The organism is Lacisediminihabitans profunda, assembly GCF_008040105.1.
Lineage (GTDB): Bacteria > Actinomycetota > Actinomycetes > Actinomycetales > Microbacteriaceae > Lacisediminihabitans > Lacisediminihabitans profunda.
On sequence record NZ_VRMG01000004.1, the window covers coordinates 331133 to 343268 of the forward strand.

The window sequence follows — 12136 nt, forward strand, 5'->3', positions numbered from 1 at the left end:
GCGCGCCGCCGGTGGATTCCGCTATTCGGTTGAAGGCTCGAGAGCGTCCGTCGCCCGCCGTGCGACGCTGAGCAAGCCCACGAGCACGACGATCAGCACGCCGAGGGCGGCGCTCACGGGGCCCGTCCCCCAGCCCAGGCCACCCCGCTCGTGCGGCAGTCCCGCCCAGTCGGCGAGGGAGGCACCGAGGGGTCTGGTGACGATGTAGGCGAACCAGAACGTCACTACCGGGTTCGCCCGGCCCGACCAGTGGGCGACGGCGGGCACGGCGATCACCAGGAGGAAGAGTGCTCCAGAGGCGAGGTAGCCGAGGTTCAGCGTCGTGGCCGTGAGATCTCCCACCGCCGTACCGAGCGCGAAGGTCGCGAGCACCGTCGCCCAGTAGAACGCCTCCCGCCGTCGGCTGGCGATGCTGTGGATGGACAGGGTCCCTTCCGTGAGAAACCAAGCCAGCAGGATGCCGGCGAGAGCAACGGCGAACATCCCGGTCGAGATCAGGTACGGCACTCCCAGCCCGATGTGAAGCACGTCGGCGGCCATGGTGCCGAACACACTCACCATCACCACGGCCAGCCAGTACGCCCACGGGAGATACCGCCGAACCGAGAATTGGATCGCGAGAGCGATGACCAGTGCCAGCGCGCCGCAGGCGACCGCGACCACCGGGTCGATGAGTCTCACGAAGTAGTCAGAGGTCGTCTCCCCCATGCCGGTTGAGGCGATCTTGATGGCCCAGAAGATCGCAGTCACCTCCGGCACCTTGCGCATCACCCGCCGCGAGGCACCGTCGTTCACCTACTCAGGCTCCACTCGGGTGCGAAGAAGCGACTCACTCGTTCACGCCGAGGTCGAGCCGATCGCCCGCCTCTGAAAGCAGCACGACGGCACCCCAGACGGCCATGGCCACGAGGCCGACCACGAGCAGGGAGACCGCGGTCTCGGTGATCAATGCCATGAACACACCTCCGTGAGTACTGTTCCGACCAGTCGATACGGCCCAACCTTCGATGCTCGGCCGGGTCAACAAAGAAATGACTAAGAATCATTCATTCGTGGGAGACTTCTTAGAGATTTCTTAGCGCCTGAACGAAAAAATTTAGGGGCGACAACCCTGTTGTCCACGACTTGAGGAGCGCTCGATGAGACTTTCCGTGCGACGGGCGTCGCGATGGGTGCGGCGGGCGGTTCGGGCCCTGCGCTTCGAAACCGTCGCGTTCTGGCGGTCACGCCCGATTCTCCCGGGAACCGTTCTCTACGAGTCGTTCGCCGGCAACGGGGCGCTCTGCAATCCGGAGGCGATCTTCCGCGAGCTCCTCCGGGCCGCCGACCAGGGCCACCTGAGACACATCTGGGTGCTCGATGGCCCTCACCGGCACCGCCGAATTCGACGCGAGTTCGCCGGCAACGACCGGGTGAGTTTCGTCGAGTACCGGTCGGCCGCCTACTTCCGGGCGCTCTCGACGACTCAATACCTCATCAACAATGCGACCTTCCCGCCCGAGTTCAGCAAGCGGGCGGGTCAGGTCTACCTGAATACCTGGCACGGGACACCGCTCAAGAAGATGGGCTACGACATGCCCAACGGGGCGTTCGATTCAGCCAACACCCTTCGAAACTTCGTGCAGGCCGACTTCCTGCTCGCCCAGAATTCCTTCATGGCCGAACGGATGTACGCGGGGGCCTACCGACTCAAGGGGCTGTACCGGGGAACCATCATCGAGGAGGGCTATCCCCGCCTCGACCGGCAGGTGCTCAACCAGGACCAGTTCCTCGCCGCGCGGGCGCGCCTCGCCTCCGATGGCATCGACCTCGGGAATCGAAGCATCGTCCTGTTCGCCCCGACCTGGAAGGGCGACTCGTTCTCCTCCCCCGCGGACGACGTGCAGCAACTCGTCGACTTCGTGTCCGACCTTCAGGGCCGGCTCGGCGAAGAGCGCTACATTGTCCTGCTCAAGACCCATCAGGTCGTGCACCAGTTCGCGCGTAACGACCCCCGGCTGCGCAGGATTCTCGTGTCGAACGAGATCCCCACCAACGTCGTGCTCGGGCTCAGCGGCTGCCTCATCACCGACTACTCGTCCATCTTCTTCGACTTCCTGGCCACCGGTCGTCCGATCGTCTTTTACACGCCCGACATGCCCGACTACTCGAGCACCCGAGGCACCTACTACCCGCCCGCCGAGTGGCCGGGCCCGCTCTGTTCGACGCCCGAGGAGGTCGCAGTGGCGATCGGCGGGCTCGCCAGCGACGACGCCGTCCACCCCGGCCCCCCGGAGCCCTATGGAACCTGGCGGGAGCGTTTCACCGGGCACGACGATGGCAACGCCTCGAGCCGCGTCGTGGACGTCGTCTTCCGAGGTCTCCGAGACGGCTACAACCTCACCAGCATCGAGCAGAATCCGCGCACCTCGATGCTGCTCCACCTCGGGGGAATGCGGTCCAACGGGATCACGACGTCCGCCCTCAACCTTCTCGGCGCGATCGATCACGAGAGGTTCGACGTCTCCGCGGTCTTCGCCAGGCCACGAGGAGAGCAGCAGCGCGAGAACCAGGCGCGCATCGACCCACGCGTTCGGCAGTTCCCGCGGCTGGGTGGCATGAACGGCAGCAAGATCCTGCACCTCAGGCGACGAATGGCCGAACGTCTCCGAACGGCAGTGCACCGGTCGACCAGGGCTCAGGCCAGGTTGTGGGACGACGAGTGGATGCGCTGCTTCGGGGACAGCAGGTTCGACGTCGTGGCCGACTTCAGCGGCTACACCAGCTTCTGGGCGACTCTGCTTCTGCACGCACCGAAGGCACGGCGGTCGATCTGGCTGCACAACGACATGGCGGCGGAGACTCACCGGGTGATCAGGGGGCGCAAGCGAATGCAGCACACGCTCCCGGCCGTGTTCGACCTGTACCGCGAATTCGACTCGCTGGTGTCCGTCTCGGCGAGCCTGAGCGACGTCAACCGGCAGCACCTCGCATCGTACGGAATCGACGAGAAGAAGTTCACCTCCGCGCGCAATCTCCTCGACGCGGAACACGTGCTCAGCGGGGCGGAGCAGGAACTCCGGACCCTCGCGGACTTCCCACGCGATCCGGAGACCGAGGAAATCCTGGTGCCGGAGTGGGCGGACGGCCTGCTGGCCGACGACGGCACCACGTGGTTCATCACGGTCGGGCGCTACTCCACCGAGAAGAACCAGGACCGGCTGCTTCGCGCCTTCGCGATAGTGCATGCGGCCCAGCCGCTGGCCCGGCTGCTTCTGGTGGGCTACGGCCCGCTGCGCCATCACCTCGAACGGCAGATCGACCATCTCGGCCTGCGCGGTGCCGCCTGGGTGACCGGTCCGTACAGCAACCCCTTTCCGATCATGGCTGCGGCAGACTGTTTCGTGCTCTCGAGCAACTACGAGGGGCAGCCGATGGTGATCCTCGAGGCGGCGATCCTCGGCCTTCCGGTCGTCTCGGTGGACTTCGCCTCCGTGCGCGACGCCCTCCCCAACGGTTCGGTGCACGTCGTGGCCATGGATGACCAGGCCCTCGCCGTGGGCATGTTCGACTTTCTGCGCGGCGAGGTCCCGGGCGCGACTATCGACATCGGCGGCTACAACCGGGCGGCGGTCGAGGAGTTCTACCGCGCGACCGGGTCGCCCGTCACGAGAAGAGCCACGCAGCGCTAGCCTGAGCAGAGGCTCGTGCCTCGATCTGGATTGGCTGATGCGGAGACCGTGATGGCGAAGATCGCGCAAGAAGCGAAACCCCGCTTGCTGCTGATCGAAGACGACCCGCAACTTGGGCCGTTGATCGCCCAGGTGCTCGCGGACGCCTACGACGTGACCCTGGTCGCGGACGGGCTGCTCGGCACGGAGGCGGCCCTGGCCGCCGACTTCGACGTGATGATCGTCGACCGGAGGCTTCCGTCGCTCGACGGCCTCCGCGTGATCGAAACTCTTCGCGGCAAGCGGGTGACCACCCCGATGCTGATCCTCACCGCTCTCGGCACCGTCGGCGACAAGGTGAGGGGCCTCGACGCCGGGGCGAACGACTACCTCGTGAAGCCATTCGAATTCGACGAGCTCTTCGCGCGACTGCGGGCACTTCGTCGGGTATTCACGGGCGAGGGGGCCGTGATCTCGATCGGCCAGTGGGAGTTCTACCCGGAGAGTCGGGCCATCTACTCACCGTACAACGGCCGGGTCCTGCTGACCTCCCGCGAGACAGCGCTCCTGCAACTTCTTGCCGAGCATCCGCAGCGCACCTTCAGCCGCCATCAGATCCTGCGCGCGGTCTTCGGCAGCGACGACAACCCGGGCACGGTGGACACCTACGTGCACTACCTTCGGCGCAAGACCGACGTGGCCATTGTCACGACGGTGCGCGGCCAGGGCTACCGACTGGGCCAACTGTGAGCCGAGACGACGGAGACGACAGGCGCACCGACGCGCTCGCCGACAGCGACGCCGACGCCGTGCGGCGAGCCTCCCGACGGGTCGGCTGGCAGATCACCCTGGCCACGGCGGTCGTGGTGTTCGCGGCGATCGGCGCGGTCTTCTTCTTCGTGCTCTCGAGGATCAGGCCCGGAGAACTGTTCGAACTCGTGCCGGACCGGAACAACATCGACATCAGCGCCAACGACCTCCTCCTCCTCGCCCTCGTACTGGGCACCGTCGGCGTCGTGCTGGCCGGCGTACTCAGTTGGATCATCGCCCGACGTGCCGTGCGCCCGCTCGGGGACGCCCTGCGCATTCAGCGGGCGTTCATCGCCGACGCCAGCCACGAGTTGCGCACTCCGCTGACGGTACTCGACGCGCGCCTCCAGGTGCTTCAGCGTTCCCTCGCCGCCGACGACCCCTCGACACCCGTCGTCGCTGAGTTGCGGCGGGACGCGCGATCGCTCATGGATGTGGTCAACGATCTGCTCGAGGCGGCCGAGGCGGCGAGCAGCCGCGGAGACGACACCGGCCCCGAGGATCTCACGGAAATCGCCGAGCTCGCCGTGGAGTCGATGCGGGTGGTCGGCCAGGACCGCAACGTGGGTATCGAACTCGATGCCCCCGGGCCCCTGTTCACCCCCTTGCCCGCGGTGAGCGCCCACCGCTGCCTCGTCGCCCTGCTCGACAACGCGCTGCGCTACTCACCGGACGGGTCGATGGTGACGGTGACATTGCGCGGCACCAAGAACAGGGTCAGCCTCGAGGTGAAGGACCAGGGGCCCGGCATCCGGGGCATCTCACCCGACCGCGTCTTCGACCGGTTCGCCAAGTCGGGCGACGCCACGGGCGGCGGCGGCACCACTCGAACCGGGTTCGGCATTGGCCTGGCACTCGTGCGCGACATCGCGGTGAGCCACGGTGGCACAGTGTCGGTCAAGGAGACCTCGGCGAACGGCACCGTCGTCGTTCTCACCGTCCCGCGGGCGAGCGAACGGGGCTGACGCTGGATTCTTCGCCGATTCTTGGCCGGACCTTCCTCAGAATGTCTGGCGAGGTTCCCTCGAAACGGAAGGCACGGATGAACCACCGTTCGACGGCCGCAGCACGCTTGCCGCGAGGCTTCGGCTGGCTGACGGCCGCGCTCGGGGCCGCCGCCGCCGTGCTGTCCGCCACCGGCTCGTGGGTCCCGTCGCTGTGGGGCGATGAGGCGGCGAGTCTGCTCTCCGCCCAACGACCGCTCCCGAGCCTCTTCGTCATGCTCGGCCATGTCGACGCCGTCCACGGCGCATATTATCTACTTCTCCACGGGTGGATCCGCCTCGCCGGCACGACACCCTTCGCCCTGCGGCTACCCAGCGCGATCGCCGTCGGTCTCGCGGTCGCGGCGGTCACCCTGATCGCGGCGCGCCTTCGCTCCCCCCGCCTCGCGGTCGCCGCGGGGATAATCTGCTGCATCGTCCCGCGAGTGACCTACATGGGCGAGGAGGCCAGGTCGTACGCCGTGAGCGCCGCGGTCGCGGCCTGGCTCACGTACCTTCTGGTCGAGATCGTGCGACGGCGTTACCCGCCAGCGTGGCTCTGGGTCGCCTACGGCGCCTTCCTCGCCGCCGGCGTGTACCTGTTCCTCTTTCTCGGCCTCCTGGTCGTGGCCCACGGCATCGTGCTGGCGGCGTCTCGCGTCGGACGGGCGACTCTTATCCGCTGGACGGTGGCCTGCGCCGCGGCGTTGCTCGCCGCCTCCCCCCTCGTCTTCTGGGCGATCGATGAGCGACGACAGATCGCCTACCTCGCCTCGCGCACCGAGGTGAGCTTCGGCACGCTCAGCGTGAGCCTCTGGTTCGGCAGCGTTGAGTTCGCCGTGATTGCCTGGCTCCTCATCATCGTGGCCCTCGCCGTGCCGCTCGTGGCGCACATTCGCCGGCGCGATCGCGCGAGTCGACCTCCTCCGCACCTGCCGAGTGTGGAGCTCGTCGCTGCGACCTGGCTGCTCGTGCCGTCGATAATCCTCGTGACCAGCCAATTCTTTGTCGCCGACTTCACGGCCCGCTACCTCTCGTACTGTGCGCCGGCCGCCGCCCTGCTGATCGCGTGCGGAGTGGATCGGCTGGCTTCGCGCCGTGGCTGGGCGATCACCGCCGCCGTCGCGGCCGTGGTGGGCCTCGCGGTTCCCGCCTACCTTGCTCAACGCGGACCGTATTCCAAGAACGACAGCGACTGGTCGGCGATCAGCGCCACCCTCGGCGCTCGGGCGCAGGCGGGAGACGCGGTGGCCTTCGATGAGAGTGTTCGGCCCTCCAGACGGCCCCGGCTCGCACTGCGCACCTACCCCGCCGGATTCGCCGGTCTCGAGGACGTGATGCTCGAGACCCCGTATTACCGCAACACGTCCTGGCCGGATCGCGTCCACAGCCTCGCGACGACCGCGAGTCTCGGTCGCCTTGCCGCCGTCGACAGGCTGTGGCTGGTCGAGTACGCGACGCCGACCCACATCGATTCGTACGGCATCGACACCCTGGCCGGACTGGGATTCGCCCGCACCGCCGAGTACCGCACCCACCGGAGTGTCATCATTCTCTTCACCCGGCAGCCGACCTCCGGCAGGTGACTTTTGTCACCTCGGCCCGCCCCCTGCCGAGGCTAGTGTCGTAGACATGGAACAAGCCGCCGCCGAGCCCCTCGTCCACATTCGGGATTTCCGCATGGACTTCGGCAGCACGACGGTCGTGAAGGACCTGTCGTTCGATATCAATCGCGGAGAGACGTTCGGTTTCCTCGGCTCGAACGGATCCGGCAAGACCACGACCATCCGCGCGCTGCTCGGCATCTACCAGCCCACAGGGGGCATCCTGCACATCAATGGCCAGCCGTTCTCCCCCGAGAACGGCGATCGGCTCGGCTACCTGCCCGAGGAACGGGGACTCTACAAGAAGGAGTCCGTGATCGACGTGATGACCTACTTCGGCCGTCTCAAGGGCCTGAGCAAGCACGACGCCGCGGCCTGGTCGCACCGCTACCTCGAACGGGTCGCCCTGCCGGACAAGGCGAAGCTCAGGCTCGACAAACTCTCCGGCGGAGAGCAGCAGAAGGTGCAGCTCGGGGTGACGATCATGAACGACCCGGAGCTCCTCATCCTCGACGAACCGACCAAGGGCTTCGATCCGGTCAACCGCCGGCTGCTCATGGACATCATCGACGACCAGAAGAAGGCGGGCGCCACCGTGCTCATGGTCACCCACCAGATGGAAGAGGTGGAGCGACTGTGCGACCGGGTGATCCTGCTCAAGGACGGGCGGGCCGAGGCGTATGGCACCATTCCCGATGTGCAGGATCAGTATGGGGGAACCATGATCCGGCTCACCTACTCCGGCGAGATCCCGGATTCACCGCACTACGAGGCGAGCCTGCGGGACCGCAACTACGCCGAGCTCACCGTGATCGGCAAGGTGGATGAGGCCATCATCCTGCGCGAGTTGGTCGACGCCGGTGTGCTCGTGCGCAGCTTCACGACCACCCGGCTGAGCCTCGACGACATCTTCGTCAAGGTGTACGGCGACGAGAACGAACTGGTGGGGGCCTAGTCATGGCACGGCACAATCTCGGCACTGTCGTCTCTTTCGAGGTGACACGCAACCTCACCAAGCGCCGATTCTGGATCTCGACGCTCATCGTCCCCGTGATCTTCGGAATCGTGATCGCCCTCGTCGTGCTGTCGAACACGGCGACCGACAAGAGCGTGAACTCGCAGAAGAACGCCAAGCTCACCTTCAGCTACAGTGACGCCTCCGGCTACATCGACCCGGCGCTCGTCGCCTCGTTCGGCGGAACTCTCGCAGCGGATCCGAAGGCAGCCATCGCCGCCGTCAAGTCCGGCGCGCTCGACGCCTATTTCGCCTATCCGGCGGACCCCACCACGCAGACGACCAGGGTCTACGGCGTCGACGAGGGGATCTTCCAGAACGGCAAGTACTCCTCCGTGGCCACCGCGCTCCTCGTGGCGAGCGCCGAGGCGAAGATCGGCGACGCGAAGCTGTCGACCCTCGCCCAGGGCGCCGCGCCCGTCGTGTCGACCACCTACAAGGACGGCGTGGAGGCGGGCGGCATCGGCGGCGTCATCCCTCCCCTGCTCTTCCTGGCGATCTTCTACATCGTCATCCTGCTGCTGGGCAACCAGATGCTCACGTCGACCCTCGAGGAGAAGGAAGACAGGGTGAGCGAGATGATCCTCACCACCCTCAACCCGACCACCCTCGTGGTGGGCAAGGTGGTCTCCCTCTTCATCGTCGGTATCGTGCAGATGATCGTGTTCACCCTGCCGATCATCATCGGTTACGTCTTCTTTCGCACCGCCCTGAACCTGCCGGAGTTCGACCTCTCCTCCCTCGACATCAACCCGTGGCAGATGGTCGTCGGCGCGTTGCTGCTCGCCGGCGGCTTCACCCTCTTCACGGGCACCCTTGTCGCGGTCGGCGCCATCATGCCCACGGCGAAGGAGGCAGGGCAGGTCTTCGGCATCATGATGGCCCTCATCTTCGTGCCGTTTTACGCGGTTTCGCTGGTGGTCTCCGACCCGCACGCCTTCATCGTGCAGTTGTTCACGTACTTTCCCTACAGTGCGCCCGTGACCGCGATGCTGCGGAACGGATTCGGCTCGCTGAGCCCTCTCGAGGCGACCATCGTGATCGTTGAGCAGTTCGCCCTCGGCATCATCGTGCTTCGCCTCGCCGTGCGCCTCTTCCGCTACGGATCAATCGAGTACTCCAAGAAGGTCTCGCTCAAGACCGCGTTCGCCCGGTCGTAGGCTCGACACCATGGCAATCATCGTGCAGTATTCCCGATTCGGCGGGCCCGAGGTGCTCGAGGTGGTCGAGGTTCCGACCCCGACGGCGCCCGTCGACGGCGTCGTCGTGGAGGTCCGGGCGGCCGGGGTGAACCCGATCGACTCGAAGCTGCGCTCCGGACTTCGGTCGAGCGCTCCCCTGACCGGGCCGAGGCGGGTCGGGTCGGATGCCGCGGGGGTCATCGTCGAGACCGGCGCGCTGGTCGACGGCTGGTCGGTGGGAGACGAGGTGATCGTTCGCGGTGCGGATGGCGCATACGCCAGCCACCTGGTCGCGTACCCGCGCCAGCTCGTCGCCAAGCCGAAGTCCCTGTCCTGGGAGCAGGCGGCCGCGATCGGCGTTCCGGCCGGTACCGCGTTCCAGGTCCTCACCTCGCTCGGCGTCACCCGCGGCGACACCCTCCTCGTCCACGGCGGCTCCGGCGCCGTCGGGCAGGCCGCCGTGCAGTTCGCGCACGCCTGGGGCGCCACCGTCGTCGCCACCGCCAGCGAAGCCAACCACGCCAGGCTCGCCGAGCTCGGCGCGATCCCGGTCGCGTACGGGCCGGGGCTCACCGATCGGGTGCGGGCCGTCGCGCCGCAGGGCATCGACGTCGCCCTGGACGCAGCGGGCACCCCCGAGGCGATCGAGACTTCCCTCGCGCTCGTCGCCGACCACAACCGGATCGGCACGATCGTGCTCGGGGCGAAGGCCGCCGAACTCGGTATCCGGGCCTGGTCCGGCGGAAGCCCGGTGCCGCTGACCGCTCAGGAACAGGCGCTGCGCCGCGAGGCCATCGACGCCGTGGCCGAACTCGTTCGCCGAGGCGAATTCCAGATCGAGATCTCCCGTCGGCTGCCGCTCAGCGCGGCGGCAGAGGCGCAGCGCGAGAGCGAGACCGGTCACGTGCGTGGCAAGATCGTGCTCCTGCCCGGGGTCTAGTCGCGTTCAACGTGCTGCGGCACCGAGTGCGTCGGCGGGGCGGACCTCTCCCCTTCGTGACCCCGTCTGGACGCCACGTGGTGCTGCTCCGTGGAGGCCGCGAGGAAGGTCGCCCAGACGGCCGCCACGGCATCCTCCTGCCGCAGGAAATAGCCGATCAGATGCCGCCGCTCGGAGGCCCTGTCCCAGGTCACGGCGCGAAACCAGACGTCGGGCCGCAGCCCGAATTCGAGACGGCGCACCACACCGATGGGCGCAACCTGCGCCGGATACCGCACGATCCACTCGACCGGCACGGCCATGCGCACCGGGTGCCACTCGGCCACCTTGCTCCTTGTCGTTCGGAGCAGCCGGGCCCTGCAGAATTTCAGGTTACTTGACGGCGATGACCTCGACGAGCCTGATGTCGGGATCCTTCGCGAGCAGCTCCGCTCCGTGCTCGCCGAGCGCGGCGGGAATCGCCCCGCCCAGGTGGGCCTGCCGCCCCTCCTCCGTCTCGAACGTGTCGAAGATCCCGAAGGTGTTCTCGTTCACGCGGAAGCCGTACCACGTCTTCGTTTCCGGCTCATTCATCACGATCTCGCGGGCGCCACTCACGAACTCCCACACGTCCTGCTCCTTGCCGGGCTTCGCCTCGACGAGCGCCAGCACTCCGAATTTCAATGCCATTTCGGTCTCCTCAGTGATAGCGGCGCGGTGGCCCCAGAATCTGCCGGACACCGGTCGTGAGTCGAGTCTAGGAACGCGCCGCCGGCACGCGTCGGGCACAAAGGCCCTGTCTGGTCCCCGCGGCACGAATACTGTGTGTGCCACGCGACGACTCTCGCGACCGCAGGCAGGGAGATCAACCGATGGCCACCCTCACCGACCGCTATGTTTGGGCCGTCGTCCGCACCGTTCCGAGCGCCAGGCGCGCCGACGTCGAGGCCCGGGTCCGGGCATCCGTCCACGACGCGATCACGGCCAAGCTCGCGGGGGGCAGCGCTGTTGAGGCGGCCGAACTCGACGCGATCACGGAGTTGGGCGACCCGGACAGGCGCGCCGCCGAGTACGTCGGGAGGCCGTCTTATCTCATCGGCCCCGCCTACTTCTTCGACTATCGGAGGGTGCTGATCGTCGTCGTCTCGGTCGCCGCACCCGCCATGTTCGTCGCCCTGATGCTTGCCCAGCTGATCGTCCGGAGCAACCCTCTCGATGCCCTGGGCACCGCCCTGAGCGCGGCGTTCTCCGTTGCGGTGCAGGCGGCATTCTGGACCACGCTCGCCTTCGCGGTGATCGAACGCACCGCACCGGAGCGGCGCGACCGGGCCACGCTCTGGAAGCCCGCCCTGCTGCCGAAGGTGCCGACCGCGGAGAAGATCGGGATCGGCTCGACGATCGCCGGCGTTCTCGGCTACCTGCTGTTCATCGGCCTGATCGTCTGGCAGGGCAACATCTGGGTGGTGCGCACGGCAGGCGGCGAGAGGACCGCCGTGCTCGACCCGGCGCTGTGGACCTTCTGGCTGCCCTGGTTCATCAGTGTCGCCGTACTCGAGATCGTCTTCGTCGCGGTCTCCTATGCGGTCGGGCACTGGACCTGGTCGCTGGCCTGGGCCAACGTCGCGCTCAATCTGGTGTTCGCCGTGCCGGCCGTCTGGCTTCTCGCGACCGACCAGGTCTTCAACCGCGCATTCCTGGACATGATGGCGATGCCCACTGACGTTGTGCGGATCGTCTCGGCGGTCTTCGAATTCGTGGTGGTGCTCGTCGCCGTGCTCGACGTCGTCGACGGGTTCCGCCGGGCCTGGCGCAGTCAGCGCGCCGTGCACGCCGAGGCGTAGGCACGCCAGGGCTCTCCTCAGCGCCGAGGACTGCGGCGCCGCCAACAGGCATGCTCGTCTAGCCCTTACCCGAAGGCTTTCAGACGGCGAGTCGGCGGTGCCACAGCTGGTATCGGTTCCCTGCTGCCTCCAG

General features: G+C 67.2%; 12 protein-coding genes. 8 read left to right on the forward strand and 4 right to left on the reverse strand.

Annotated features, from left to right (window positions below):
• Window positions 1-21 precede the first annotated feature (21 nt).
• Complete coding sequence (locus FVP33_RS04135) at window positions 22-795, reverse strand: COG4705 family protein (RefSeq protein WP_246142161.1); 774 nt, start codon at window positions 793-795, stop codon at window positions 22-24.
• 34 nt (window positions 796-829) lie between these two features.
• Window positions 830-955 (reverse strand): hypothetical protein, encoded by a 126-nt coding sequence (locus FVP33_RS20065; protein ID WP_281289360.1) that lies wholly within the window; start codon window positions 953-955, stop codon window positions 830-832.
• A gap of 184 nt (window positions 956-1139) precedes the next feature.
• Between FVP33_RS20065 and FVP33_RS04140 the strand changes: the two genes are divergently transcribed.
• The 7 genes from FVP33_RS04140 to FVP33_RS04170 all read left to right on the forward strand — a co-directional run bounded on the left by FVP33_RS04140 (window position 1140) and on the right by FVP33_RS04170 (window position 10183).
• Window positions 1140-3671, forward strand: coding sequence for a glycosyltransferase (locus tag FVP33_RS04140; protein ID WP_147782363.1), 2532 nt, complete (start codon window positions 1140-1142; stop codon window positions 3669-3671).
• A 15-nt stretch (window positions 3672-3686) separates the two neighbouring features.
• The gene (locus FVP33_RS04145; protein WP_342779841.1) at window positions 3687-4400 is read left to right on the forward strand and encodes a response regulator transcription factor; all 714 of its coding nucleotides are present in this window, start codon (window positions 3687-3689) and stop codon (window positions 4398-4400) included.
• On the forward strand, window positions 4397-5425 hold the full coding sequence (locus tag FVP33_RS04150; protein ID WP_147782364.1) for a sensor histidine kinase: 1029 nt from the start codon (window positions 4397-4399) through the stop codon (window positions 5423-5425). The genes FVP33_RS04145 and FVP33_RS04150 overlap by 4 nt, the downstream gene beginning before the upstream one ends.
• Before the next feature lie 77 nt (window positions 5426-5502).
• Window positions 5503-7029, forward strand: coding sequence for a glycosyltransferase family 39 protein (locus tag FVP33_RS04155; protein WP_187270567.1), 1527 nt, complete (start codon window positions 5503-5505; stop codon window positions 7027-7029).
• 46 nt (window positions 7030-7075) lie between these two features.
• Window positions 7076-8002: an ABC transporter ATP-binding protein gene (locus FVP33_RS04160; RefSeq protein ID WP_246142162.1), complete on the forward strand. Its 927-nt coding sequence runs from the start codon at window positions 7076-7078 to the stop codon at window positions 8000-8002.
• A 2-nt stretch (window positions 8003-8004) separates the two neighbouring features.
• On the forward strand, window positions 8005-9222 hold the full coding sequence (locus FVP33_RS04165; RefSeq protein ID WP_147782366.1) for an ABC transporter permease: 1218 nt from the start codon (window positions 8005-8007) through the stop codon (window positions 9220-9222).
• Window positions 9223-9232: 10 nt separating this feature from the next.
• Window positions 9233-10183, forward strand: coding sequence for an NADP-dependent oxidoreductase (locus tag FVP33_RS04170; protein WP_147782367.1), 951 nt, complete (start codon window positions 9233-9235; stop codon window positions 10181-10183).
• On the opposite strand, the gene FVP33_RS04175 is transcribed toward FVP33_RS04170, so the two are convergent.
• The gene (locus FVP33_RS04175; RefSeq protein WP_147782368.1) at window positions 10180-10509 is read right to left on the reverse strand and encodes a hypothetical protein; all 330 of its coding nucleotides are present in this window, start codon (window positions 10507-10509) and stop codon (window positions 10180-10182) included. The two genes, FVP33_RS04170 and FVP33_RS04175, sit on opposite strands and share 4 nt — an antisense overlap.
• Before the next feature lie 46 nt (window positions 10510-10555).
• Complete coding sequence (locus FVP33_RS04180) at window positions 10556-10852, reverse strand: putative quinol monooxygenase (RefSeq protein ID WP_147782369.1); 297 nt, start codon at window positions 10850-10852, stop codon at window positions 10556-10558.
• 182 nt (window positions 10853-11034) lie between these two features.
• Between FVP33_RS04180 and FVP33_RS04185 the strand changes: the two genes are divergently transcribed.
• Window positions 11035-12003: a hypothetical protein gene (locus FVP33_RS04185; protein WP_147782370.1), complete on the forward strand. Its 969-nt coding sequence runs from the start codon at window positions 11035-11037 to the stop codon at window positions 12001-12003.
• Window positions 12004-12136: the final 133 nt, after the last annotated feature.

What these genes read in the sequence shown, in the direction of transcription:
- FVP33_RS20065 (WP_281289360.1), bottom strand. Translation starts at nt 955, where the DNA reads ATGGCATTGATCACCGAGACCGCGGTCTCCCTGCTCGTGGTCGGCCTC.
- FVP33_RS04140 (WP_147782363.1), top strand. Translation starts at nt 1,140, where the DNA reads ATGAGACTTTCCGTGCGACGGGCGTCGCGATGGGTGCGGCGGGCGGTT.
- FVP33_RS04155 (WP_187270567.1), top strand. Translation starts at nt 5,503, where the DNA reads ATGAACCACCGTTCGACGGCCGCAGCACGCTTGCCGCGAGGCTTCGGC.
- FVP33_RS04165 (WP_147782366.1), top strand. Translation starts at nt 8,005, where the DNA reads ATGGCACGGCACAATCTCGGCACTGTCGTCTCTTTCGAGGTGACACGC.
- FVP33_RS04170 (WP_147782367.1), top strand. Translation starts at nt 9,233, where the DNA reads ATGGCAATCATCGTGCAGTATTCCCGATTCGGCGGGCCCGAGGTGCTC.
- FVP33_RS04180 (WP_147782369.1), bottom strand. Translation starts at nt 10,852, where the DNA reads ATGGCATTGAAATTCGGAGTGCTGGCGCTCGTCGAGGCGAAGCCCGGC.
- FVP33_RS04160 (WP_246142162.1), top strand. Translation starts at nt 7,076, where the DNA reads ATGGAACAAGCCGCCGCCGAGCCCCTCGTCCACATTCGGGATTTCCGC.
- FVP33_RS04185 (WP_147782370.1), top strand. Translation starts at nt 11,035, where the DNA reads ATGGCCACCCTCACCGACCGCTATGTTTGGGCCGTCGTCCGCACCGTT.